Consider the following 23,289-nt stretch of genomic DNA (forward strand, 5'->3'; position numbering starts at 1 on the left):
CCCGGGCCCTAGCTCTCGTCAGCCTTGGCCGCGGCGTCGATCGCGGCCAGTGATCGGCGTGCCTGGTTACGGTCCGTCGTGTACCAGAAGTCGGGCAGTGAAGCCCTGAGATAGCTGCCGTAGCGCGCGGTGGCCAGGCGGGGGTCCAGGACGGCGACCACTCCGCGGTCCCCGGAGGCTCGTACGAGACGCCCGGCGCCCTGCGCCATCAGCAGGGCCGCGTGGGTCGCCGCGACCGCCATGAAGCCATTGCCGCCGGCCTCGTCCACCGCCTTCTGGCGGGCGCTCATCAGCGGGTCGTCCGGACGCGGGAACGGGATCTTGTCCATGACCACCAGCTGGCAGCTGGGACCGGGCACATCGACGCCCTGCCAGAGCGACAGCGTCCCGAACAGACACGTCTTCGGGTCCGCCGCGAAGCCCTTGATCAGCTCGCCCAGGGTCTCCTCGCCCTGCAGCAGGATGGGCATGTCCAGGCGCCCCCGCAGCTCCTCCGCCGCGCCCTGGGCGGCGCGCATGGAGGAGAACAGGCCGAGCGTGCGGCCGCCGGCCGCCTCGATCAGTTCGGCCAGCTCATCGAGCATGTCGCCGCGGGTGCCCTCCCGTCCCGGGCGGGCCAGGTGCTTGGCGACGTACAGGATGCCCTGCTTGCCGTAGTCGAACGGCGAGCCGACGTCGAGGCCCTTCCAGACGGGGGCGTCCTCGGACTCGGTGCCCTCCGGGGCGAGACCGAGGGAGGCGCCCACCCCGTTGAAATCGCCGCCGAGCTTGAGCGTGGCCGAGGTGAGGACCACCGAACGGTCGGCGAAGAGCTTCTCCCGGAGGAGACCCGACACGGACATGGGGGCCACGCGCAGCGAGGCTCCGAAGCGTTCGTGCCGTTCGTACCAGACGACGTCCCACTCGGAGCCGTTCGTGATGCGCTCCGACACGTCGTGGATCGACTCCACGGAGGCGAGCGCCTGCTTACGGACGGCGTCCTCGTCCTGGACCGACTTGTCCCGGGTCGAGCCGAGCGCCGTGATGACCGTACGCGCGGCGTCACGGAGCGCCATGAGCGCGTATCCGAGGTCCTCGGGGATCTCCTCCAGCCGGCCGGGCAGGGCCAGCTCCATCAGCCGCTCGAAACCCTCCGATGCGGTCTGCAGCTGGTCCGCCGCCTTTTCGTTGACGAGCTTCGCGGCGCGGCGCACCGCGCGGTTCACCTGGCCGGGGGTGAGCTCGCCCGTGGCGACGCCGGTGACGCGGGAGACCAGCTCGTGCGCCTCGTCCACGATCAGCACCTCGTGCTGCGGCAGGACGGGGGCGCCCTCGATGGCGTCGATGGCGAGCAGCGCGTGGTTGGTGACGATCACGTCGGAGAGCTTGGCGCGCTCGCGGGCCGCTTCGGCGAAGCACTCCGCCCCGTAGGCACACTTCGAGGCGCCCAGGCACTCCCGTGAGGAGACGGAGACCTGGGACCAGGCACGGTCCGACACGCCGGGGGTGAGGTCGTCCCGGTCGCCGGTCTCGGTCTCGTCCGCCCAGTCCCGCATCCGCAGGAGGTCCTGGCCCAGCTTGCTGGTGGGAGCGGCCGCCTCGAACTGGTCGAAGAGCCCCTCCTCCTCGTCCTGCGGCATGCCTTCGTGGAGGCGGTGCAGACACAGATAGTTCGATCGGCCCTTGAGCATGGCGAACTGGGGGCGGCGGCGCAGCAGCGGATGCAGGGCGTCCACCGTGCGCGGCAGGTCCCGCTCCACGAGCTGGCGCTGCAGGGCGAGGGTGGCCGTGGCGATCACCACGCGCTCCCCGTGCGCCAGGGCGGGCACCAGGTAGCCGAGGGACTTGCCGGTGCCGGTACCGGCCTGGACCAGCAGGTGGGAGCCGTCGTCGATCACCTCGGCGACGGTCTCGGCCATGGAGACCTGGCCAGGGCGTTCCGTGCCGCCGACAGCGGTGACGGCGGCGTGCAGGAGCTCGGGGAGGGAGGGCTTCGTCATAGCGCGACCACCCTACGGTGCCCCACTGACAACGCGGCGATCAAGGCTGGTGGAGGGGGTTCGCCACGGTGCCGTGGACAGCCGCGTGCGGGCGCTGGGACCGGTCGCGGTAACCGTCGAGGTGGAGCCGGTTCCGGTTCAGGCACAGCCGCTCGATACGGGGTGTGAGCAGGTCGAACATCTCGTACCGCTCCTTCAGCTCGGGGAAGCGCGCCTGGTACCGCAGGATCTCGGCGCGCACCGACGACCAGAAGTCGGCCTCCGACACGTCGAGTTGCTCCTCGCACAGGGGCGCGAAGTAGCGGAAGACGCCCACGAAGAGACCCGAGTGGATGAACTGTGTCAGGAAACCGGGGGGTTCCGTGAGGAGTACGTCGCGTACGGCGTCCGGCATCGAGTCCTGCTCGGGCAGCGGCACGGAGCTGACGTTGACGTCGTCCACGAAGTCCTTCACCGCGAGCCGGACGGGCACGTCCTTCTCGTCGAACACCACGATCGTGTTCTCCCCGTGAGGGGAGAACACCGTCCCGTAGCGGTACAGGAAGTGCAGCAGCGGAGGCAGCAACGCGGCGAAGAGCCGGCGCAGCCACACCGCGGGGGTGAGTCCCGAGCGTTCCACGAGCTCCGCGACGAAGGCCCGGCCGTCGGGGTCGGTGTGTGCGAGGGAGGCGAGGGTGCGGGCGCGCTCACCGGGAGCGAGGTAGCGGCTGACGGGCTCGCGCCAGATCGCGCCGAGCAGCTCTCTGTACTGGTACGGGACTTCCGGCAGTCCGTCGTACACGGGGTGCTCGACAGCGACCGAGGCCACTTCCCCGAGCAGGATCACTCCGCACTCGTCGCGCAGGTAGGGGTCCGCGTCGCGCAGTGCGTGCATCCACGCCGTGACGGCCGGGGCGGCGACCGTACGGCCCGTCGGCAGACCGCGCCACACGAGGGTGTTGAGGACCGAGAGGGGGAGTTTCACGGTGTGCCGGTCGGGACGGGAGATGTTGAGGAAGGTACGGATGGACTGCTGGGGAAGGCGCAGGTCGCCGTCGCTGCAGAGCGGGACGATGGCGTCATCGGCGATGGAGGAGGCGAAGAGCGGCAGCACGATCTCGTCCCACTGCCAGGGGTGCACGGGGAGGTAGAGGTACTCCTCCGGATCCAGGTCGCGTGCGCGCAGTAAGTCGGCGAAACACTCCCGGGTGTCGGCGGTGAGCTCGCGGGCGTAGAGCTGCTCGGCGGTCTCCAGTCCCGCGACGCCCCGGTACGCGGCGAGGCCGGTGTGGACCGCGATCCACGGGAGGGTCGTGTGGCGGCGGGCCTCGGGAGCCCACCGGTCGGTGTCGCCCGCGGAGAAGCCGACGCGTCCCTTGTTGAGGACGATCCACGGATGCCCGGTCTGATGGCCTTCGAGCTCCGCGTAGCCGAGATCGGCGAGGCGGGCGGCGCTCAGTGCCGTGTGGTCGAGCCGGGCGTCGGCGCCGAGCGTGACGGTGAGCTCGCGGATGAGGTGCCCGAGCGTGGCTCCGTCCAGACCCAGCGTGCGGCGGGCCAGCACGAGGAACCGCACGGGGTCGCAGAACGGAAGAGCCGGCCCGTCGCCCTCGGTGAGGGTCAGGCCGGCCGGGTCCACATACCAGCTGCCGTACGAGCCGCGGCGGGCGCGGAAGGTGAGGCGGACGCCCTCGTTCCCTTCCGGCGCGGCCCCGTCCTGCTCCGCCGCTCCGGTCAGCGGCGGATGTTCAGGTCGCGCCGCCGGTTCATGCTGCCTCGGCTCTTGATGCTGCGTCGGTCGTTCGTGCTGTGGCGGCCGGACGCGTGGTCCTGTTGGTTCGAGGTGGAGGCGGTAGGTGCGAGGGGCCGTGTCCTCCTCCCCTGCCGGTACGTCTTCCGGGGCCGGTACGGGACGGATGATCTCCTCGTACGCGAACTCCCCGATCATCTTGGCCAGCAGGCGGCGTCCGGCCCCTCGCCATCTGTCCCGGTTCAGTTCGGGCGGGTCGTACAGCTCGGCGGCGGGGCGGGAAACGTGACGGGCGGACGGATTCGGCACGGGGACTCCTCAGTGAGGGAACCGGATCGGGTCGAGCGGTGTACTAGAAGTGATCGGGTCAGAGGACGGCGCGCAGGGCCCGGTCACGGACCATGAGTGCCGCGCGTTTGTCGGGCAGCTCCACTTCGGCGGAGAAGCGGAAGCCGGCGCTCAGAAATGCGGAGACGGAAGGGGTGTTGCGCAGGTCGGGTTCTGCTACGACGCGTGTACAGGCGGGGCGGTGGTCGAGCACCAGATCGGCGACGGCTCTCAGCAGTGAACTGCCGAGCCCACGGCCGCGGTTGGCGACGCCACCGATCAGGAGGTGGATTCCGGTGTCGTGCGGGCGCGACGGGTAGTGGCGGGCCAGCGGGTCGAGGTCCGCCCGGTAGATCTCCCAGTAGCTCATCGGCACGCCCTCCAGCACGCCCAGGCAGGGGACGCTGCGCCCGTCTCCGTCGAGCTGGGCGCGCAGGTGGGTCTCGGTGACGGCTTCGGGACCCGACAGTTCCCAGAAGGCGGCCACGGCAGGGTCGTTCATCCAGCGGCTGATGAGCGTGAGGTCGCGGGCGATGCGCACCGGTACGAGTTGGAAGACACCGGCGTCGGTGGTGGCCGGGCCCCATCCACCGACGCCGTCCAGGAGGTCGTCCGACGCGGCGGCCCGGCCGTCGCCCTCGGCCAGCAGGGCGACGAGCTCGTCGGGCAGGCGCAGGTCGAGGGTGTCCGCGCAGTCGGCGCCGGCTGCGGCGGGATCGCTTCCGGCAGCGGTGGCGGTGCCGGTATCGGTGTCGGTGCTCGCATCGGTGGGGGTCACAGCGACGCTCCTGTCAGGAGAAGGGGGGCATGTTCCTCAGGAATGAAGGGGGTTGGCGATGGTGACGTAGACGGACTGGGTGTCGACCGGGCCGACGAGCTCGTCGAGGCCGTGCAGCCGGGTCAGCAGGTTGGCCTTGCACCGCAGCACGGGTGAATCGAGCAGCATCCGGGGCAGCGGGGTCCGCAACCGGTCGGGGCCGGACGCGACGTCGCCGAGGAAGCGGCGGAAGGCGGCGAGCAACAACCGCTCGTCTGCGAGCCGTTCGGCGCCGAGGGCTCCGATGAGGCCGAGGACGTTGTTGATGCCGAGGTAGTAGGCGAACCGCTCGTCCGTCACCTCGTCGGAGACGAAGGTGTCGCTGGCGCGGCCGATGCCGGCGAGCCGGCGTTCGAGTTCGGCACGCCGGGACTCGCGGAAGTAATAACCCTGGTTGTCACGGTAACGGCCGCCGACGGGCCAGCCGTGGGAGTCGAGTTGAAGGAGGGTGTTCTGCTGGTGCGCTTCCAGGGCGACCCCCGCTTCGCTGTCCAGCCACAGCACGGGGCGTACGACGCTTTCGAGATACCGCAGGAACCACTCGGCGGCCACGGCTCCGCGAGGGCGCCCTGTCCGTCCGGCGAGACGGGTGACGGTCTCGGCGAGCCGCGAGCGCACCGTGCCGTACTCCTGGCAGGCGGGCAGCGCCGACGGCCGGGGTGAGACGAGTCCGGCGATGCAGGTGGCGTCGTCGCCGGGGCCGAAGGGGTTGTGCCGGATCATGACGTCGAGCCCGGGCACGGGTGCGCCGTCGGGGCCGGTGACGCCGAGCCAGGCGGGGTCGCGGACCACGTCGAACGAGGGGTGGACCGACTGCCACTCTTCGGCGAGGCCGCTGCGCAACAGGCGGTGGACCTCGACGCCACGGTGGAGTTCCTTGCGGAGGTTCTCACGACGGGAGTTGGTGATGCGCAGGCCGAGCGAGAGCTTCAGCATGGCGGGGGCGCCGGAGCGGTAGAGGGTGCGGACGGAGGAGGTGGGGTGCCAGGGGGCGCCATGCGGGCCCAGATCCTGGAGGAGCCCGGCATCGAGCAGTTCGGCGGCGGCGGGGCGGTGCCGCAGCTCGCGGATCTGCCAGGGGTGCACCGGCAGGGCGACACGGCCGTCCGGCAGCGGTAGGTCCGCACCGGCGAGGCGGGCGGTGAGCTGGTCGGCGGGGACGGTGCGGCCGCGCTCGGTCCAGGCCGAGTCGGAGGCCAGTACGGAGCGGTCGACGGCCAGCCAGTGCAGGGCGAACGCGCCGCGCAACTCCGGTGAGTAGAGGCGGGATTCGGTGTCGGACAGGCCCTCGCGGCTCTTGGGGGTCGGGTGGAGGGGGTGCCCGAGGAGCAGGGATTGTTCGGCGGCGAGGAAGAGGTCGGGCTCGTCGTCGGGCCTGCTGCGCCGGTCGGCGATGAACTCGGCGGTGCGCCGGACCGAGTCGGCGACCCGGCCCACCAGGTCGGCGCCGTCGACGGTATCGACTGCTTCGGCCGCAGTCGCTTCGTCGGCGCTGGTCTCCGCGGTCGCGGCGGTGCCCACCTCTGGGGTGGTCGCGGCGCGGCGGGCGGTTTCCCTGCTGAGGAGGGCCGCGACGGTGACGGCGTCCACCGGCGGGGCACCCGCCGGGCCTTCCTCCAGGCAGGGGAGGCTGAAGCGGTGCCAGCCGGTCGCCGACCAGTACTGGACGGGGACGAGCAGGGCCGTTCCGCTGGCCTCCAGAGGGATGCGCAGGACTCCGCGGTCCGGTGCCGGGAGGTTGTTCTCCCTCACCCAGCAGCGCAGGAGGTTCTCGACGGCCGCCGCCTGTGCGGCGGTGTACGCGTCGGGGTGCTCCAGCAGGTCGTTGGGGGTGCCGCGCAGGCACTCGGACTCCTGGGCTCCACCCTTCTGCCGTGGGACCGTACCGGACTCCGCCACCAGTGAGGTGTGCGCGCCGCACGCGTCTGGTGCGTGGGGGTGAGGGCGGCCTTCGGATGCGGGGGTGGCGTTCAAGAGGGCTTCCTTGTGAGGTTTGTGAGGTTGCTCGGAGCTCCGTGTGGCGACAGGTCAGGTGCGTGTCCGGCGGTGCGTGTCCGCCGGGTGCGGCCGGGACCGGTCTTGGTCATCCGTGGTGGGCGCGGGCCGCGGCCACCAGTGCGTCGGCCAGGCGGTCGAGGACCGCGGCGGCTTGTTCGTCGGTGATGGTCAGCGGGGGGAGGAGTCGTACGACGCTGGAGTGGCGGCCGCCGAGTTCGACGATCAGGCCCCGGCGCAGGCACTCGCGCTGGACGGCCGCCGCGAGTTCGGGGGCCGGCGGGCAGGGCCGCGCGGCCGTCGGAAGGTCGTCTGCACGCGCGTCGCCCGACGGTCCGGACTCCGCGGCGACCGGCACCGTATCCGTATCCGGGTCCACCAGTTCCACGCCGATCATCAGGCCCCGGCCGCGGACTTCGCCGATGCAGGGGTGTTCGGCGGCCAGGGAACGGAGTGGGGTGAGCATGCGGGAGCCGAGGGTGGCGGCGCGTGCGGCGAGGCCGTTCTCACGGACATAGGCGAGGGTAGCCGCGCCCGCGGCCATGGCGAGCTGGTTGCCGCGGAAGGTGCCGGCGTGCGCGCCGGGCGGCCAGACGTCGAGGTCGTCGCGGTACACCACGACCGCCAGCGGGAGACTGCCGCCGATCGCCTTCGAGAGCACCATCACGTCGGGGGTGACACCGCTGTGCTCGACGGCCCAGAACGCGCCGGTCCTGCCGACGCCCGTCTGCACCTCGTCCGCGATGAGCGGGATGCCGCGTGCGGCGGTGATCTCGCGCATCCGGCGGAGCCAGGCATCGGGCGCCGGGAAGACTCCGCCCTCCCCCTGGACCGGTTCGAGGATCATGCCGGCGGGTGTCGGTACGCCGGATTTGGTGTCGTCGAGGAGGTTCTCGGTCCATCGGGCGGACAGTTCCGCGCCGCGAGCACCGCCGATGCCGAAGGGGCAGCGGTAGTCCTGTGGGTAGGGCAGGCGCGCGACGCGTACGTCACGTGCGCCGCCGGAGACTTCCAGGGCTCCGGCCGTCATCCCGTGGTAGGCGCCGGTGAAGGCCAGCATGCCGTCCCGGCCGGTGGCCGCGCGGACCAGTTTCAGCGCCGCCTCCACCGCGTCCGTGCCGGCGGGGCCGCAGAACTGGATCCGGGCACGGTCCGCCAGGCCTTGCGGCAGCGTCTGGAACAGCTCGGTGATGAAGGCGTCCTTGACGGGCGTCGCCAGGTCGAGGACGTGGAGCGGCGCCCCGGAATCGAGGACCTTCCTGATCGCTTCGAGCACCACGGGGTGGTTGTGGCCGAGCGCGAGGGTCCCGGCGCCCGAGAGGCAGTCGAGGTAGCGGTTCCCGTCGGCGCCCTCGATCGTCAGGCCCCGGGCCCGGACCGGCACGATCGGCAGCGCACGCGCGTAGGTGCGCGCCGCCGACTCCCGCGCCGACTGGCGCCGCAGGATCCCCTCCTGAGCCACGGAACGGGAAGGGCCCTCCTGAGCCACGGAAGGGGAAGGCCCATCGGGCTCCGGTCCCGGACTCGGGACGGAGTCCGGCGCTGTACGCGGTGCGGGCTGCGTCACGGAACGTCCTGCGGACACCGCCGCGGGCGCAGGCTCGGTCACGGCCACGACTGTTGGTCCTCCCGCTGGGGACGAGCGCGTCCGTCCGGTGCGACTCCGGGGAGCTCCATGTGGGCGGACACGGGGGCGAGTTGGCAGGGGGATGAACGCAGGACGCGGCTCCCCCGTACGTACCAACGACGAGGGCGGCGGAGGATCACGGGTCAACAGAAGATCCTTGCCGTGACGGAACCGTTGCCCTTCCGTCGGCCGTCCCCAACGGCACCGGCATAGTGTGGGGGCCGTTCATCAGCGACAGGTGCGCCGCTCCCCCGAGCAAATCGGAGCAAATCCAGCGAAGGGGTGCCGCACCGGTGGCGACGGGTGTTCCGCACCCGGATGTCCAGCACTTTGGAACGATTTCGAGGCCCAGGGGGATTCTCACCATGCGACCCATACGTCCGCTCTTCACCGTTCGCAATAGGAGGAGCGTGCGCACCAGAACCTCCCCCGTGGCGGCCGCTCTGGCGCTCGGCGCGACTCTCGCGCTGACCGCCACCGCCTGTGGCCCCGGCGAGGACAACGCCGGCGGCGACTCGTCCTCCTCGCAGCCCGGCGACAGCAACGGCGGCGACAAGCTCAAGATCCCGGACGACCTGAAGAACAAGCTCAAGGAGCACGGGTTCGACCTGGACGAGTGGAAGAACGGCGCCTGGAAGAACTGGGACAAGGACGACTGGCTCCGCGAGGCGGGCGACTACGTCAACCCGATCATCGAGGACCTGTGGGACCCGGACCGGATGCGGGACGCGGACAAGAACCCCGACCGGGGCGTCGACGACAATGACATCTCCAGTGACCAGGGCGTGACCGACCCGACGCCCGAGCCCGTCGAGGCGGCGGCGGTCAAGACGCCCTACCACGGCCAGGCCCCCGCGTCGGGCAAGCTGTTCTTCGACAGCCCCGAGGGTTCGATGGTCTGTTCCGCCACGGTCGTGAAGGACCCGGCCCACCCCGGCAAGTCCAACATGGTGTGGACCGCGGGCCACTGTGTGCACGCCGGCGCCAAGGGCGGCTGGTACCGCAACATGGTCTTCGTCCCGTCGTACAACGACAGCGGCAAGTCGGCCGCGGAACTGCGGAACGCCCCCAAGGAAGAGGTCGCTCCGTACGGCGTCTGGTGGGGCGACTGGGCGCAGACCTCCGACCAGTGGATCGAGCAGGGTGGTCCGACGGGCGGCAAGGGCGCCCCGTACGACTTCGCGGTCATGCACGTGAAGCCCGAGAAGGGCAGCGAGGGCAAGTCGCTTGAGGAGACCGTCGGTTCGGCGCTGCCGGTGGACTTCAACGCGCCCGCCGTGCCGCAGATCAAGAACATGACGGCGACCGGCTACCCGGCCGCTCCGCCCTTCGACGGCCAGAAGCTGTTCCAGTGTGCCGACAAGCCGGGCCGGCTCTCGCTCAGCAAGCCCGACCCGACGATGTACCGCATCGGCTGCACCATGACCGGCGGTTCGTCCGGCGGCGGCTGGGTCGCCCAGGGGCAGGACGGCAAGCCCGCCCTGGTCTCGAACACCTCCATCGGCCCGGTGACGGCCGGTTGGCTCGCCGGTCCGCGCTTCGGCAAGGAGGCCAAGGGCATCTACGGCGCGGTCAGCAAGAAGTTCGCCGGTCAGTAGTCCGACCGAGATGGACTGACGGATCGATGGATCGCCGCGGCGGCGGGGCGCCGGAAACCTTCACCACCCCGCCGCCGTTCGTCCCTCATCCCGCAGGCATAGTGGGGTGTCGCGTCACCGCGCGGTTCCCGCGGATCTCCGCGACCACACATGACAAGTACATGGCACATACGTACATGACGAATACACGTTCCAACGGGGGTAACAGCAGCATGCGTTCCACTCGTGCGCCCTTCGCGCGCAGCCGCGGACGGCGGGTCGCGCTCGCCGCCACCGGGCTGGCGGCGACCCTGGCGCTCACCGCCACGGCCTGCGGCCCGAGCGACGACAAGGCGAGCGACAAGCCGGACTCCACGACGTCCCAGGGATCCGACGGTTCCGGTTCCGGTGCCGACTCCGAGCTGCCCGGCGGTCTCGCCGACAAGCTCAAGGAGAAGGGCATCGACCTGGACGACTGGAAGAACGGCGCCTGGAGGAACTGGGACAAGGACGACTGGGTGCGCGAGGCCAAGGACTTCGCCAACCCGGTCATCAAGGGGCTCTGGAAGCCCGAGCGGATGAAGAAGGCCAAGGACCCGAACAAGACCATCGCCGCGAAGGACGCGGCCGCCGACCAGGGCGCCACCGACCCCGAGCCGGCGCCGGTGCGGGCCAAGCCCGAGAAGACGCCGTACCACGAGAACGCGGCGCCCGTCGGCAAGATCTTCTTCGACTCCCCCGAGGGTTCGATGGTCTGCTCCGGCACGGTCGTGAAGGACCCGCGCAACCCGGGCAAGTCGAACCTCGTGTGGACCGCGGGCCACTGCGTGCACGCGGGCAAGAACGGCGGCTGGTACCGCAACATCGCCTTCGTGCCGTCCTACAACGACCTGGGCAAGTCCGAGGCCGCGCTGCGCAACGCGGCTCCCCAGGAGATCGCTCCTTACGGCCAGTACTGGGCCGACTGGGTCTCGACCTCCAACGAGTGGATCGACGGCGGCGGTCCGACGGGCGGCGCCGGCGCGACGTATGACTACGCCGTCATGCACGTGAAGCCGGAGCAGGGCGGCAAGTCCCTGGAGGAGACCGTCGGCAACGCGCTCGACGTCGACTTCTCGACCCCCTCCGTACCGTCCGTCAGCTCCATGGGCGCCTGGGGCTACCCCGCCGCCCCGCCGTACGACGGCCTGATGATGCACAAGTGCGTCGACAAGCCGGGGCGCCTCTCGCTGTCGCCGTCCCTGCCGACGATGTACCGCATCGGCTGCACCATGACCGGCGGTTCGTCCGGCGGCGGCTGGTTCCGGGTGGTGGGCGACAAGACGAAGCTCGTCTCGAACACCTCGATCGGCCCGGCCGAGAACACCTGGCTCGCCGGCCCCCAGCTGGGCCGGGGCGCCGAGCAGGTCTACGACATGATGAGCAAGAAGTACGGCTCGCAGTAGCCGCCCGCACACCTGCCTGACGCGCGAAGGCCCGCCCCCTGCGAAAGGGGGCGGGCCTTCGCCGTGCCCACGGGTGGGCGAACCGCCGGGTGCGTCGGACTCAGTGCGCGGCCGGCACGTACGGAGCGAGCTCCGCCGCGAGCTCCTCGTGCACCTGCGCCTTGAGCAGGGTGCCCTCGGCCGTGTGCTCCTCGGAGAGCACCTCGCCCTCGGCGTGCACCCGCGAGACGAGCTGGCCGTGGGTGTACGGGACGAGGGCCTCGAGCTCCACCGCGGGGCGCGGCAGTTCGGTGTCGATGAGCTGGAGCAGCTCCGCGATACCGGCACCGGTGCGCGCGGAGACGGCGATCGCGTGCTTCTCGTTGCGCAGAAGGCGCTGGAGGACCAGCGGGTCCGCCGCGTCCGCCTTGTTGATCACGACGATCTCGGGGACGTCGGTGGCGCCGACGTCGCGGATCACTTCGCGCACGGCCGCCAGCTGCTCCTCCGGGACCGGGTGCGAGCCGTCCACCACGTGCAAGATGAGGTCGGAGTCGCCGACCTCCTCCATGGTGGAGCGGAACGCCTCGACCAGGTGGTGCGGCAGGTGCCGGACGAACCCGACGGTGTCGGCCAGGGTGTAGACCCGGCCGGTCGGCGTCTCGGCCCGGCGCACGGTCGGGTCGAGGGTGGCGAACAGCGCGTTCTCCACCAGGACGCCCGCGCCGGTGAGGCGGTTGAGCAGGGAGGACTTGCCCGCGTTCGTATAACCGGCGATGGCGACCGAGGGCACCTTGTTGCGTCGGCGCTCCTGGCGCTTGATGTCGCGGCCGGTCTTCATCTCCGCGATCTCCCGGCGCATCTTCGCCATCTTCTCGCGGATCCGTCGCCGGTCCGTCTCGATCTTGGTCTCACCGGGTCCACGGGTGGCCATGCCGCCACCGCCGCCGCCACCCATCTGACGGGAGAGCGACTGACCCCAGCCGCGGAGCCTGGGCAGCATGTACTGCATCTGCGCCAGGGCAACCTGCGCCTTGCCCTCTCGGGACTTGGCGTGCTGGGCGAAGATGTCGAGGATCAGGGCGGTCCTGTCGACCACCTTGACCTTGACGACGTCTTCGAGGTGGATCAGCTGGCCGGGGCTGAGCTCACCGTCGCAGACGACGGTGTCGGCTCCGGTCTCGAGCACGATGTCGCGCAGCTCCAGGGCCTTGCCGGAGCCGATGTACGTCGCCGGGTCGGGCTTGTCGCGGCGCTGGACGACGCCGTCGAGCACGAGCGCGCCCGCCGTCTCGGCGAGGGCGGCCAGCTCCGCGAGGGAGTTCTCCGCATCCTGGACCGTTCCCGAAGTCCAGACGCCGACGAGCACGACGCGCTCCAGACGGAGCTGTCGGTACTCGACTTCGGTGACGTCCTCGAGCTCGGTGGAGAGCCCCGCGACGCGGCGCAGGGCCGCGCGCTCGGAGCGGTCGAACTGGTCGCCGTCCCGGTCTCCGTCGATCTCGTGGCTCCAGGCGACGTCCTCTTCCATCAGGGCATCGGCCCGAAGACCTTCGGGGTAGTTCTGCGCGAAGCTCTGTGCGTCCTGGGAAGGGGAAGAAGAGGAGGTCATTTGGTCCTTACGTCGATACGTGGATGGGAAAGGCGACGGATGCGGGATCCGTCACAGTCGACAACGCCGGAGCCCGTCCGGAGATTCCCGGATCCCGCCGGGACCGTCCCTGAGATGTCCCCGAGGGGATGTCCCGGAGAACGTCCCGGACCGGAAAGCACGGGCGTGCCCCGGAAAGCACGGGCGTGCCGTCGACCAGAAGATGGTTGCACGACACGGCCCGTCTCGTCACCCGGGTTATTTCGCGGTCTTCCAGTCCGGGTGCCCCGGCATCGGCGGGGTCTTCTTCCCGTACAGCCAGCCGTCGAAGAACCCGCTCAGGTCACGGCCGGCCACCAGGGACGCGAGCCGCACGAAGTCCTCGGTCGCGACGTTGCCGTCGCGGTGGATGCGCACCCATTCGCGCTCCACCCGGTCGAAGGCGCGCTGCCCGATCTCCTGGCGCAGGGCGTAGAGCACCAGGGCGCTGCCGTCGTAGACGACGGGACGGAAGATGCTGATCTTCTTGCCCGGCTTGGGTCCCTTCGGCCTGGCCGGCGGCCCGCCCGCCGCCCGCCAGCTGTCCGACTGCGCGTAGGCGGCCCGCATCCGGGTGGCCAGCGGCTTGCCCGCCTTCTCCTCGGAGAAGAGGGCCTCGTACCAGGTGGCGTGGCCTTCGTTGAGCCAGAGATCGGACCAGTTCCGCGGGCTGACGCTGTCGCCGAACCACTGGTGGGCGAGCTCGTGCACCATGATCGATTCGACGTACCACTCGGGGAACTCGGGGCGGGTGAAGAGCTCTCTCTCGAAGAGAGAGAGCGTCTGTGTCTCCAGTTCGTAGCCGGTCTGGGCGTGGGCGATGAGCAGGCCGTAGGCCTCGAAGGGGTAGCGGCCGACCTTCCCCTCCATCCAGCCGATCTGGCCCGGGGTCCTCTTCAGCCAGCGCTCCAGCACCTTGCGGTCCTTCGTGGGCACCACGTCGCGCACCGGAAGGCCGTGCGGGCCCTCCCGCCACAGCACACTGGAGCGGCCGATCGACACCTGGGCCAGCTCGGTCGCCATCGGGTGGTGCGTGCGGAAAACGCTGGTGGTGGCACCGGCGTGCCGGGTCCTGTCGACCGGGAGGCCGTTGGCGACGGCGGTGAGCTCCTTCGGAGCGGTGACCCGGAAGGTGAACTCGGCCTTGTCCGAGGGGTGGTCGTTGCACGGAAAGACCAGGTGGGCGGCGTCGGCCTGGTTGGCCATGGCGAGCCCGTCCCCGGTGCGCAGCCAGCCGCCCTCGCCGTTCTTCGTGGGGACGGGGTCGCTGGTGTGCCGGACGGTGATCCGCAGCTGTTCGCCGTGCTGGACCGGGTGGGCGGGCGTGACGACCAGGTCCTCGCCGCTGCTCTCGTGGCGTGCGGGTTCGCCGTTCACCTCGACGGAACGCACCTTGCCGTGGGTGAAGTCGAGATTCACGTGCTCCAGGGGGGCGCTCGCCACGGCGTCGATCTTGGTGACGGCGTCCAGGGGTTTGCCGTTGTCACCGCGGTAGGTGAAGGCGATGTCGTACGCCGTCACGTCGTACCCGGGGTTGCCGAGGTGCGGGAAGAGGGGGTCGCCGATGCCGAGCGGAGTGGCCGGTGAGGGGGCGCTCGCCGCGACGAGGGCGGCGGAGGCGGTCGCCGCGATCAGTGCGGCGGCGATACGGGGGGTGCGAAGGGCCTTCGGCCGACAGGCCGTTGCCCGAGGGGTGAGCAGCATGAACTACCGCTATCAGCGCGCGTCTTCCCGGAGGTGACGGCGCGCGCCGGGCCACCCGAACGAGTCTGCCGAGGGGGTGCCTCAGCGGTGCGCGGGGTGCCTCAGTACGCCGCTGCGGCCGGGTGCTGGGCGCGGTTCACGTCGTAGACGCCGGGAACGGCCCGCATGGCGCGCATCAGGCCCGGCAGGTGTGCCGCGTCGGGGAGTTGCAGCGTGTACGTGTGGCGTACGCGCTGCTGGGTCGGCGGTTCCACGGTGGCCGAGATGATCGCCACGCCTTCCAGGGCGATCGCTTCGGTGAGGTCGGCGAGCAGATGGGCCCGGCCGAACGATTCGGCGATCAGGGTGACGCGGCACTCGGCGGTGTCCCCCCAGCGCACGCCGATCTCCGGGCGCCCCACTTCCTTCATCCGCGCCACGGCGGGACAGCCCACCCGGTGGACGGTGACGACGCCCCCTCGGACGGCGAAGGCGGTGACGTCGTCGGGGGGCACCGGGGTGCAGCAGCCGGCGAGGCGCACGGTCGCGCCCTCGCGGTCCACGACGGCGTTCGCGGCGGCGGGCCGGGAGGCCGCGGAGGTCTCCGGTTTGGGCACGGAGACCGGGGCCTGCAGCGGCGGTCGCTGTACGGACGGTGCGGGGGCGGGGGGCGCGGGGTGGGTGGCGAGCCAGCGCCGGATGGCGATCCGCGCGGCCGGTGTGCGCGCGTGGTCGAGCCACTCGCGCGAGGGCCCGGAGACGAGGTCCTGGCCCATGAGCAGCTGGACCGTGTCGCCGTCCCGCAGGACGGTGCTGAGCGTCGCCAGGCGGCCGTTGACGCGCGCGCCGATGCAGGCGTGCGCGTCCTCGCCGTACTGGGCGTACGCGGCGTCCACGCAACTGGCGCCCGCGGGCAGGCCGAGCGTGCCGCCGTCGGGCCGGAAGACGGCGATCTCACGGTCCTGGGCGAGGTCCTCGCGCAGCGTCGACCAGAAGGTGTCGGGGTCGGGGGCGGCCTGCTGCCAGTCGAGGAGCCGGGAGAGCCAGCCGGGCCTCGTCGGGTCCACCCGCTCGTCCTCGGCGCCGTCCGAGGGCTCCTCCGAAGGAGGAGCGTAGGGATTGCGCAGGGCGACCACGCCCGCCTCGGCGACCTGGTGCATCTGGTGCGTGCGGATGAGGACTTCGGCGACTTCCCCGTCGGAGCGGGTCACGGCCGTGTGCAGCGACTGGTAGAGGTTGAACTTCGGTACGGCGATGAAGTCCTTGAACTCCGAGACGACCGGGGTGAAGCAGGTGTGCAGCTCCCCCAGGACTCCGTAGCAGTCGGCGTCTTCGTTGACGAGGACGAGGATGCGGCCGAAGTCCGATGCGCGCATCTCGCCGCGCTTGCGGTGCACGCGGTGGACGGAGACGGAGTGCCGCGGCCTGATGAGCACCTCCGCGGTGATGCCCGCGTCGCGCAGCACACCGCGCACCTCGCCCGCGATGTCGCCCAGGGGATCGCTGTCGCTCGCCTCGTTGGCCGCGATCAGGGCCTTGACCTCGGCGCACTCCTGCGGATGGAGGATCGCGAAGACGAGGTCCTCCAGCTCGGTCTTGAGTGCCTGCACACCGAGGCGCTCGGCGAGGGGGATCAGGACGTCCCGGGTCACCTTGGCGATGCGGGCCTGTTTCTCGGGGCGCATGACGCCGAGGGTGCGCATGTTGTGCAGCCGGTCGGCGAGTTTGATCGACATGACGCGGACGTCGTTTCCGGTGGCGACGAGCATCTTGCGGAAGGTCTCGGGCTCGGCGGCCGCTCCGTAGTCGACCTTTTCCAGCTTGGTGACGCCGTCGACCAGGTAGCAGACGTCGTCGCCGAACTCGGCCCGCACCTGGTCGAGCGTGACGTCGGTGTCCTCGACGGTGTCGTGCAGGAGGGACGCGGTCAGGGTCGTGGTCTCCGCGCCGAGCTGGGCGAGGATCAGGGTCACCGCGAGCGGGTGCGTGATGTACGGCTCACCGCTCTTGCGCATCTGGCCGCGGTGGGAGGACTCGGCGAGGACGTACGCGCGGCGCAGCGGCTCCAGGTCGGCGTCCGGGTAGTGGGCGCGGTGGGCCTCGGCCACATGGCCGATCGCGTCGGGGAGTCGGTCCCGGGTGCCGGATCCCAGCAGGGCGGCACGGCCGAGCCTGCGCAGGTCGAGACGGGCGCGGCCGCGCCTGCGCTGGACCCCGGGCGTCACGGGGCCGGGCGCGGCTGGGTTGGTGGCCTCCGCACTCATGAGCACCTCCGGCTGGGTCGACCGGCGGTGAGCGGACGGCGGCGTACTCCGTCCGGGCCGGTGCTTGATGCTACCGAGCCCATCACGTGGTGCTGACCGCCTCTCGCCGAGCGTGAAACGGATCACCCATTCGAGCGACAGTTCATGGGAGTACCGTTTCGAGCCATTCGGACGTGATCTCGCCTTCCGCGACGATCACGGCGCCGCCGGTCATCTCGATCTCCCCGTCGGGCCGCTCGGTGATCACCAGGCGGCCGCCGGGCAGGTCGACGGTGTACGTGGCCGGGGCTCCGGTCACGGCCGGGTCCAGGCCGTCCCTGCGGGCCGCTGCGACGGCGACGGCGCAGGCGCCGGTGCCGCAGGAGCGGGTCTCGCCCGCGCCGCGCTCGTGCACGCGCATGGCGACGTGGCGCGGGCCGCGGGGGACGACGAACTCGACGTTCACCCCGTCCGGGTAGGCGGAGGCGGGGCTGAAGGGCGGCGGGTCGTAGAGGGTGCCCGCTTCGGAGAGGTCGTCCACGAAGGCGACCGCGTGCGGATTGCCCATGTTCACGTTGCGCGCGGGCCACCGGTGGTCGCCGACCGCGACGGTGACGTCGCCTTCGGGGAGCAGCGCCTTGCCCATCCCGACGGTGATCTCGCCGCCGGCCTCGGCCTTGGCGATGTGCACGGTCTTCACGCCGCCGCGGGTGGCCACCGCGAGGTCGCCCTCGCCGACGTGTCCCGCGCGCTGGAGGTAGCGGGCGAAGACGCGCACTCCGTTGCCGCACATCTCGGCGACCGAGCCGTCGCCGTTGCGGTAGTCCATGAACCATTCGGCCCGGTCGGCGAGGTGGCGTGCCTCGGGGTGGGCGGCGGAGCGCACGACGTGCAGGAGGCCGTCGCCGCCGATGCCCGCGCGGCGGTCGCACAGGGCGGCCACGGCGGACGGGGGCAGCTCGATGGCGTTGTCCGGGTCGGGGATGATCACGAAGTCGTTCTCGGTCCCGTGCCCCTTGAGGAAGGCGATCCGCGTGCTCATTCCTCGATCGTACGGGGTGGCCACGACACTCGGTCCGGGCGGTGTGGTGGTCCCTGCCGCCGCACGGGGGCGTCCGCCGTGGCGGGCGGCCCTCCGAAGGGCGTCAGCGGAGCCTGGCCACCCGCCACACGGCGAGGGCGACGGCGCCGAGGAACAGCAGGGCGTACGCGGAGACGACCCGCCAGTCCGGCCGGCGCCCGGAGCCGCGCTCGGGCAGCCCCGGCCAGGTGTGCCCGACGCGGCGGGCGGCCATCATGCCCCAGCCGGCGGCGCAGCAGCTGATCAGCAGCCCGAGCATGGCGACCACCGCGCCGCCGTCGCCGAACTCGAAGGCGAGCGGGAAGGCGAACATCAGGGATCCGACCGCGGCCAGGACGACGATGGGCGCGAGCTGCCAGATGCGCAGCCGGCGCTGCGGGCGCAGCTCGACCTCGACCTCGGCCTCCGCCGACATCTCGTCGGCGCCGGGTCCGTCGTCGCTGACGCCGCCCGGGGTCTCGTCGGGACCGTCGGGACTCAGCTGCTCTTCGCCGCCATGTGCGGTGTCACGAGGGCCGGCCTCCATCGCCACGCGCCCTCCTACTTCGGACTCCACCGGTGGATCGATGGTCGATGATGGCACGGTGTCAGGTGCCGGGATGACCGCCTGAGCGTCCCGATGCCATCACGTGATCAGGCTGTGACCGGTCGTTCGATCAACGCCAGTGCGCGTGCCGGGAGTTCCTCGCGGTCGGCCTCGGCCCCACTGAGCCAGTTCACCCGCGGATCGCGGCGGAACCACGAATCCTGGCGGCGCGCGAAGCGTTTGGTGGCGCGCACGGTCTCGGCGCGCGCCTCCTCCTGCGTGCACTCCCCCGCGAGCGCCGTGAGGACCTGCTGGTAGCCGAGCGCACGCGACGCCGTACGCCCTTCGCGCAGCCCCTGCGCCTCCAGCGCGCGCACCTCGTCGACCAGGCCCCGCTCCCACATGCGGTCCACGCGCGTGGCGATGCGCGCGTCGAGTTCGGGGCGCGCCACGTCGACACCGATCTGGACCGTGTCGTACACGGAGTCGTGGCCGGGGAGGTTGGCGGTGAAGGGCCTGCCCGTGATCTCGATGACCTCAAGGGCGCGCACGATCCTGCGGCCGTTGCTGGGCAGGATCGCCCGCGCCGCCTCGGGGTCGGCGGCGGCGAGGCGGAGGTGCAGCGCTCCGGGGCCGCGCAGCGCGAGCTCCTCCTCCAGACGGGCCCGTACGTCCGGGTCGGTGCCGGGGAACTCCAGGTGGTCCACGGCGCCCCGCACGTAGAGGCCGGAGCCGCCGACCAGGATCGGCCAGCGCCCCTCGGCGAGGAGACGGTCGATCTCGGCGCGGGCCAGCTTCTGGTACTCGGCGACGCTGGCGGCCTCCGTGACGTCCCAGATGTCGAGGAGGTGGTGGGGCACGCCGCCGCGCTCCTCGGGCGTCAGCTTGGCGGTGCCGATGTCCATCCCTCGGTAGAGCTGCATGGAGTCGGCGTTGACGACTTCGCCGCCGAGCCGCTGGGCGAGGAAAACGCCCAGATCGGACTTTCCTGCCGCGGTGGGACCGACGACGGCGATGACCCGCGGGGCGGGGGCTGCTCTGCTCACCTCCCCAGTCTCGCAAACCGCGCGCCCCCTTCCCGAACGAGCTACGTGACGGCACGGCTCCGGGGTCGTTGCCTGTTGCGAGGTTCCGGCCGCCGGTTTCGAGGACCGATCACCCGGGCGCCGCAATGAGACGCACCGGGCGGGGCGGGATTTCGCCCACACGAGTAACGTATGGAGTAGATATGGGCGTTTTTGCACGGTTCCGTCGCAAGGCCAAGGACAGCGAAGAGGCGTCGACGACCGAAGCGGCTGCCGCCACGCTCACGGCCGAGCCGGCGGAGGCCGAGGGCTCCCCCGAGGCCGAGGCCGACACCGATGCGAAGCCCGCTGCCGAGGCCGAAGCCAAGGCCAAGGCCGAATCGGATACGGACACGGATACGGGAACGGGCACCGAGGGCGCCGCCGGGAAGGAGCCGGCGGAGGAGACCTCGGAATCCTCGGAGACCGCGGAGTCCACCGAGGCCGCTGCCGAAGCCGGTGCCGCGGAGGGCGTGGAGATCCCGAAGCAGCAGTCCGCCGACGCGGCCGCGGACAGCGAGGCCGGTGAGGGCGCCCGCAAATAGCTCCCCAGCGAGGGAAGGTGAACCCATGGGCTTCCTGGACCAACTGAAGGCCAAGCTCGCCCCTGCCAAGGACAAGGTCGCGGACCTCGCGCAGCAGCACGGGGACAAGATCGACCAGGGTCTGGAGAAGGCGGCGAAGGTCGTCGACGAGAAGACCAAGGGCAAGTACAGCGACAAGATCCACGCGGGTACGGGGAAGGCGAAGGACGCGCTGGACCGTATGGCCGGGTCGGACGAGAGCAGGGACGCGGGCAAGGATGCGGGCGGCAGTGCCACGCCGCCGTCGCCGCCGTCTCCCCCGCCGCCCCCTCCGGCTTCCTGAGCCGCTACGGCGGACGGCCGCGAAGCACCGGGCTTCGCGGCCGCCACCGTGCACCGTGTGCCCCGCGCTGCGCTCTGTGGCCCAGTGCCGTGCCGAGGCCGCCGCACGAGGCAGCCCCCGCGTCAGTCGAGTCCTCTTGCCCCCTGCCCCCGCGCCCCCGTCCGTCTCACGGCCTGCGCACGGCCCTCCTGGCCGCCGCCCCGCACCCCGCGGAGTCCGGGGGCCCGCCGCGACCGGATCGTGCCGCACGCCCGCATGTACCGCCTAGGACCAGGCAGCCACCACATAGCCCACGCCGTACGGCGCGTCCTCGTAGAGCAGCTCGCCGCTCAGTGCCGCGCCGTCCGCCGCGCCGGCGAGCACCTGCCACGGGGCGCGGCCCGCCGCCTTCAGCTCCCACGCCAGCCCCACGTCCAGCGCCTTGAGCGCCGCCACGTCGGCCGTGCCGAGCGCGCGGCCCACCTCCGCGTCGAAACCGGCCGCCCGCTCGTCCAGATACCCCGGGGCCTTCAGCGTGCGGCACGCGCTGGAGTCGCCCATCACCAGCATCGCCACCCGGTCCGCCCGCGCCCCGATCTCCCCTCCGACTTGGATACACCGCTCGGCGGCAAGTGGTTCCCCCACGCCGAGGCCTTCCACCGGAGCGGCCGACCACCGCGCGCGTTCGAGGAGCCAGCCCGCGACGGCGAGCGACGACGGAAGCATCCGCTGCCCGGCCGCGTCGGGTGCCGTGGCAGCGTCGGTGCCCTCGTGCGTCGGCGCGGGGCCGAGACACACGTCGAGGTCCACGCCGAACCCGCGGAAGGACCCACGCGCGCCCTGGGGGTGCGGGCCGCGGCCGCTCTGCTCGGCGGGGCCGAGGACGACGAGCCGGTCGGGCCGGGCGGCGGCGAGCACCGCGATGGCGTCCGAACAGGCCGCGCGCGCGGCACCCATCTCGGGGGCCGAACCCGCGGCGACCTCGGGGACGAGCAGGGGCGGACAGGGACAGACGGCTGCGGCGACAAGCATGATCCGCAGGGTAACGCGCCCCCCGGGCGGCCGGATCCGGTCCCGCCCGATCTCGTCCGATCCCGATGATCAAGAGGCGGTACGAGCACGGAAGGGCGCCCCGAGCGCCCGACGCGCCCGCGCCGACACGGGCGCCCGCCCCTGCATAAGCGCAGGCCTCTCCGGGGTCAGTCGCAGCCGCAGCCGCTGCCCACGGCCGCCGGGAGCGGCTCGGGGGCGCCGATCTTCGGCAGGCCCAGCATCACGCCCGCGGGCTTCGCGGCCGCCTCGGCGTTCCGCTTCTCCCAGGCGTCACCCGCGCGCGTGGGACGCACGTTCAGCACAGGGCCCTCGGCCAGGAGGTGGTGCGGCGCGGCGTAGGTGATCTCGACGGTCACCACGTCACCGGGGCGCACCTCGGTGTCCGGCTTGGTGAAGTGGACCAGACGGTTGTCGGGGGCGCGGCCGGAGAGGCGGTGCGTGGCGCCGTCCTTGCGGCCCTCGCCCTCGGCGACCATCAGCTCCAGGGTGCGGCCGACCTGCTTCTTGTTCTCCTCCCAGGAGATCTCCTCCTGGAGGGCCACCAGACGCTCGTAGCGCGACTGGACGACCTCCTTGGGGATCTGCCCCTCCATGGTCGCCGCCGGGGTGCCGGGGCGCTTGGAGTACTGGAAGGTGAAGGCGCTGCCGAAGCGGGCCTCGCGGACCACGTGCATCGTCTGCTCGAAGTCCTCCTCGGTCTCGCCGGGGAAGCCCACGATGATGTCGGTGGAGATCGCCGCGTCCGGCATGGCGGCGCGGACCTTCTCGATGATCCCCAGGAAACGATCCTGCCGGTAGGAGCGGCGCATCGCCTTGAGGATCGTGTCCGAGCCGGACTGCAGCGGCATGTGGAGCTGCGGCATCACGTTCGGCGTCTCGGCCATGGCGGCGATGACGTCGTCGGTGAAGTCGCGCGGGTGCGGGGAGGTGAAGCGGACGCGCTCCAGGCCGTCGATCTTCCCGCAGGCCCGCAGGAGCTTGCTGAAGGCCTCGCGGTCGCCGATGTCGGAGCCGTACGCGTTCACGTTCTGCCCGAGGAGGGTGATCTCGGAGACGCCCTCGCCGACGAGCGCCTCGATCTCCGCGAGGATGTCGCCCGTCCTGCGGTCCTTCTCCTTGCCGCGCAGGGCGGGGACGATGCAGAAGGTGCAGGTGTTGTTGCAGCCGACGGAGATGGAGACCCAGGCCGCGTACGCGCTCTCGCGGCGGGTCGGCAGCGTCGAGGGGAAGGCCTCGAGCGATTCCGCGATCTCGACCTGCGCCTCTTCCTGGACGCGGGCGCGCTCCAGGAGGACCGGCAGCTTGCCGATGTTGTGCGTGCCGAAGACGACGTCGACCCAGGGCGCCCTCTTGACGATGGTGTCGCGGTCCTTCTGGGCCAGACAGCCGCCGACGGCGATCTGCATCCCCGGACGCTTGGTCTTCATCGGCGCCAGGCGGCCGAGATTGCCGTACAGACGGTTGTCGGCGTTCTCGCGCACGGCGCACGTGTTGAAGACGACGACGTCGGCATCGCCGTCCGCCCCTTCGGGCGCACGTACGTAGCCGGCGTCCTCCAGCAGGCCGGAGAGCCGCTCGGAGTCATGGACGTTCATCTGGCACCCGTAGGTGCGCACCTCGTAAGTCTTCGCGCTCATCTCGCCCCCCAGGGTACGGGGTCGCCACGCGCGCGTGCCCGCGGATTCCCC

The 23,289-nt window shown here is 71.5% G+C and carries 17 protein-coding genes; 4 read left to right on the top strand and 13 right to left on the bottom strand.

Translation table 11 applies throughout. The annotated features are described in order from the left end of the window. Nucleotides 1-8 precede the first annotated feature (8 nt). From ACZ7DY_RS21940 to ACZ7DY_RS21960, 5 genes are all read right to left on the bottom strand, one after another. Nucleotides 9-1,979 carry an ATP-dependent DNA helicase gene (locus ACZ7DY_RS21940; protein WP_471137622.1) on the bottom strand — a complete coding sequence of 657 codons (1,971 nt, stop codon included), beginning with the start codon at nucleotides 1,977-1,979 and terminating at the stop codon, nucleotides 9-11. Nucleotides 1,980-2,019: 40 nt separating this feature from the next. Beyond that, the gene (locus ACZ7DY_RS21945) at nucleotides 2,020-4,017 is read right to left on the bottom strand and encodes an IucA/IucC family protein (RefSeq protein WP_471137623.1); all 1,998 of its coding nucleotides are present in this window, start codon (nucleotides 4,015-4,017) and stop codon (nucleotides 2,020-2,022) included. 58 nt (nucleotides 4,018-4,075) lie between these two features. Then, on the bottom strand, nucleotides 4,076-4,813 hold the full coding sequence (locus tag ACZ7DY_RS21950) for a GNAT family N-acetyltransferase (RefSeq protein WP_471137624.1): 738 nt from the start codon (nucleotides 4,811-4,813) through the stop codon (nucleotides 4,076-4,078). A gap of 36 nt (nucleotides 4,814-4,849) precedes the next feature. Next, a complete protein-coding gene (locus ACZ7DY_RS21955; protein ID WP_471137625.1) occupies nucleotides 4,850-6,826 on the bottom strand; it encodes an IucA/IucC family protein in 1,977 nt (658 codons plus the stop codon). A gap of 109 nt (nucleotides 6,827-6,935) precedes the next feature. Continuing rightward, nucleotides 6,936-8,309: a diaminobutyrate--2-oxoglutarate transaminase family protein gene (locus ACZ7DY_RS21960; RefSeq protein ID WP_471137626.1), complete on the bottom strand. Its 1,374-nt coding sequence runs from the start codon at nucleotides 8,307-8,309 to the stop codon at nucleotides 6,936-6,938. Between the two features lie 530 nt (nucleotides 8,310-8,839). Here ACZ7DY_RS21960 and ACZ7DY_RS21965 point away from each other — a divergent pair. Together ACZ7DY_RS21965 and ACZ7DY_RS21970 are read left to right on the top strand one after the other, a co-directional pair. After that, a complete protein-coding gene (locus tag ACZ7DY_RS21965) occupies nucleotides 8,840-10,072 on the top strand; it encodes a trypsin-like serine peptidase (RefSeq protein ID WP_471137627.1) in 1,233 nt (410 codons plus the stop codon). A 212-nt stretch (nucleotides 10,073-10,284) separates the two neighbouring features. Beyond that, on the top strand, nucleotides 10,285-11,496 hold the full coding sequence (locus tag ACZ7DY_RS21970; protein ID WP_471137628.1) for a trypsin-like serine peptidase: 1,212 nt from the start codon (nucleotides 10,285-10,287) through the stop codon (nucleotides 11,494-11,496). Between the two features lie 100 nt (nucleotides 11,497-11,596). Here ACZ7DY_RS21970 and hflX read toward each other — a convergent pair whose 3' ends face one another. From hflX to miaA, 6 genes are all read right to left on the bottom strand, one after another. Continuing rightward, nucleotides 11,597-13,087 carry a GTPase HflX gene (gene hflX, locus ACZ7DY_RS21975; protein WP_471137629.1) on the bottom strand — a complete coding sequence of 497 codons (1,491 nt, stop codon included), beginning with the start codon at nucleotides 13,085-13,087 and terminating at the stop codon, nucleotides 11,597-11,599. Nucleotides 13,088-13,324: 237 nt separating this feature from the next. Beyond that, the gene (locus ACZ7DY_RS21980) at nucleotides 13,325-14,809 is read right to left on the bottom strand and encodes a M1 family metallopeptidase (protein WP_471137630.1); all 1,485 of its coding nucleotides are present in this window, start codon (nucleotides 14,807-14,809) and stop codon (nucleotides 13,325-13,327) included. A gap of 101 nt (nucleotides 14,810-14,910) precedes the next feature. Continuing rightward, nucleotides 14,911-17,052: a RelA/SpoT family protein gene (locus ACZ7DY_RS21985; RefSeq protein ID WP_471137631.1), complete on the bottom strand. Its 2,142-nt coding sequence runs from the start codon at nucleotides 17,050-17,052 to the stop codon at nucleotides 14,911-14,913. A 142-nt stretch (nucleotides 17,053-17,194) separates the two neighbouring features. Beyond that, nucleotides 17,195-18,073, bottom strand: coding sequence for a diaminopimelate epimerase (dapF, locus tag ACZ7DY_RS21990; protein ID WP_471137632.1), 879 nt, complete (start codon nucleotides 18,071-18,073; stop codon nucleotides 17,195-17,197). Between the two features lie 103 nt (nucleotides 18,074-18,176). Next, on the bottom strand, nucleotides 18,177-18,638 hold the full coding sequence (locus ACZ7DY_RS21995) for a hypothetical protein (RefSeq protein WP_471137737.1): 462 nt from the start codon (nucleotides 18,636-18,638) through the stop codon (nucleotides 18,177-18,179). Between the two features lie 107 nt (nucleotides 18,639-18,745). Continuing rightward, entirely contained in the window at nucleotides 18,746-19,684 is a 939-nt protein-coding gene (gene miaA, locus ACZ7DY_RS22000; RefSeq protein ID WP_471137633.1) for a tRNA (adenosine(37)-N6)-dimethylallyltransferase MiaA, read from the bottom strand. 182 nt (nucleotides 19,685-19,866) lie between these two features. Here miaA and ACZ7DY_RS22005 point away from each other — a divergent pair, with 182 nt between their 5' ends. Both ACZ7DY_RS22005 and ACZ7DY_RS22010 read left to right on the top strand, forming a co-directional pair. Further along, nucleotides 19,867-20,247 carry a hypothetical protein gene (locus ACZ7DY_RS22005; RefSeq protein WP_471137634.1) on the top strand — a complete coding sequence of 127 codons (381 nt, stop codon included), beginning with the start codon at nucleotides 19,867-19,869 and terminating at the stop codon, nucleotides 20,245-20,247. 25 nt (nucleotides 20,248-20,272) lie between these two features. After that, entirely contained in the window at nucleotides 20,273-20,569 is a 297-nt protein-coding gene (locus tag ACZ7DY_RS22010; protein WP_471137635.1) for an antitoxin, read from the top strand. Between the two features lie 264 nt (nucleotides 20,570-20,833). Here ACZ7DY_RS22010 and ACZ7DY_RS22015 read toward each other — a convergent pair whose 3' ends face one another. Then, nucleotides 20,834-21,580, bottom strand: a complete 747-nt coding sequence (locus tag ACZ7DY_RS22015; protein WP_471137636.1) for a class III extradiol dioxygenase subunit B-like domain-containing protein — start codon at nucleotides 21,578-21,580, stop codon at nucleotides 20,834-20,836. A 167-nt stretch (nucleotides 21,581-21,747) separates the two neighbouring features. Continuing rightward, a complete protein-coding gene (gene miaB, locus ACZ7DY_RS22020) occupies nucleotides 21,748-23,238 on the bottom strand; it encodes a tRNA (N6-isopentenyl adenosine(37)-C2)-methylthiotransferase MiaB (protein WP_471137637.1) in 1,491 nt (496 codons plus the stop codon). Between the last annotated feature and the right edge of the window lie 51 nt (nucleotides 23,239-23,289).

The organism is Streptomyces sp. NPDC037013 (genome assembly GCF_055607265.1).

What these genes read in the sequence shown, in the direction of transcription:
- ACZ7DY_RS21940 (WP_471137622.1), bottom strand. Translation starts at nt 1,979, where the DNA reads ATGACGAAGCCCTCCCTCCCCGAGCTCCTGCACGCCGCCGTCACCGCT.
- ACZ7DY_RS21965 (WP_471137627.1), top strand. Translation starts at nt 8,840, where the DNA reads ATGCGACCCATACGTCCGCTCTTCACCGTTCGCAATAGGAGGAGCGTG.
- ACZ7DY_RS21970 (WP_471137628.1), top strand. Translation starts at nt 10,285, where the DNA reads ATGCGTTCCACTCGTGCGCCCTTCGCGCGCAGCCGCGGACGGCGGGTC.
- hflX (WP_471137629.1), bottom strand. Translation starts at nt 13,087, where the DNA reads ATGACCTCCTCTTCTTCCCCTTCCCAGGACGCACAGAGCTTCGCGCAG.
- ACZ7DY_RS21980 (WP_471137630.1), bottom strand. Translation starts at nt 14,809, where the DNA reads ATGCTGCTCACCCCTCGGGCAACGGCCTGTCGGCCGAAGGCCCTTCGC.
- ACZ7DY_RS21985 (WP_471137631.1), bottom strand. Translation starts at nt 17,052, where the DNA reads ATGAGTGCGGAGGCCACCAACCCAGCCGCGCCCGGCCCCGTGACGCCC.
- dapF (WP_471137632.1), bottom strand. Translation starts at nt 18,073, where the DNA reads ATGAGCACGCGGATCGCCTTCCTCAAGGGGCACGGGACCGAGAACGAC.
- ACZ7DY_RS21995 (WP_471137737.1), bottom strand. Translation starts at nt 18,638, where the DNA reads ATGGAGGCCGGCCCTCGTGACACCGCACATGGCGGCGAAGAGCAGCTG.
- ACZ7DY_RS22005 (WP_471137634.1), top strand. Translation starts at nt 19,867, where the DNA reads ATGGGCGTTTTTGCACGGTTCCGTCGCAAGGCCAAGGACAGCGAAGAG.
- ACZ7DY_RS22010 (WP_471137635.1), top strand. Translation starts at nt 20,273, where the DNA reads ATGGGCTTCCTGGACCAACTGAAGGCCAAGCTCGCCCCTGCCAAGGAC.
- ACZ7DY_RS22015 (WP_471137636.1), bottom strand. Translation starts at nt 21,580, where the DNA reads ATGCTTGTCGCCGCAGCCGTCTGTCCCTGTCCGCCCCTGCTCGTCCCC.
- miaB (WP_471137637.1), bottom strand. Translation starts at nt 23,238, where the DNA reads ATGAGCGCGAAGACTTACGAGGTGCGCACCTACGGGTGCCAGATGAAC.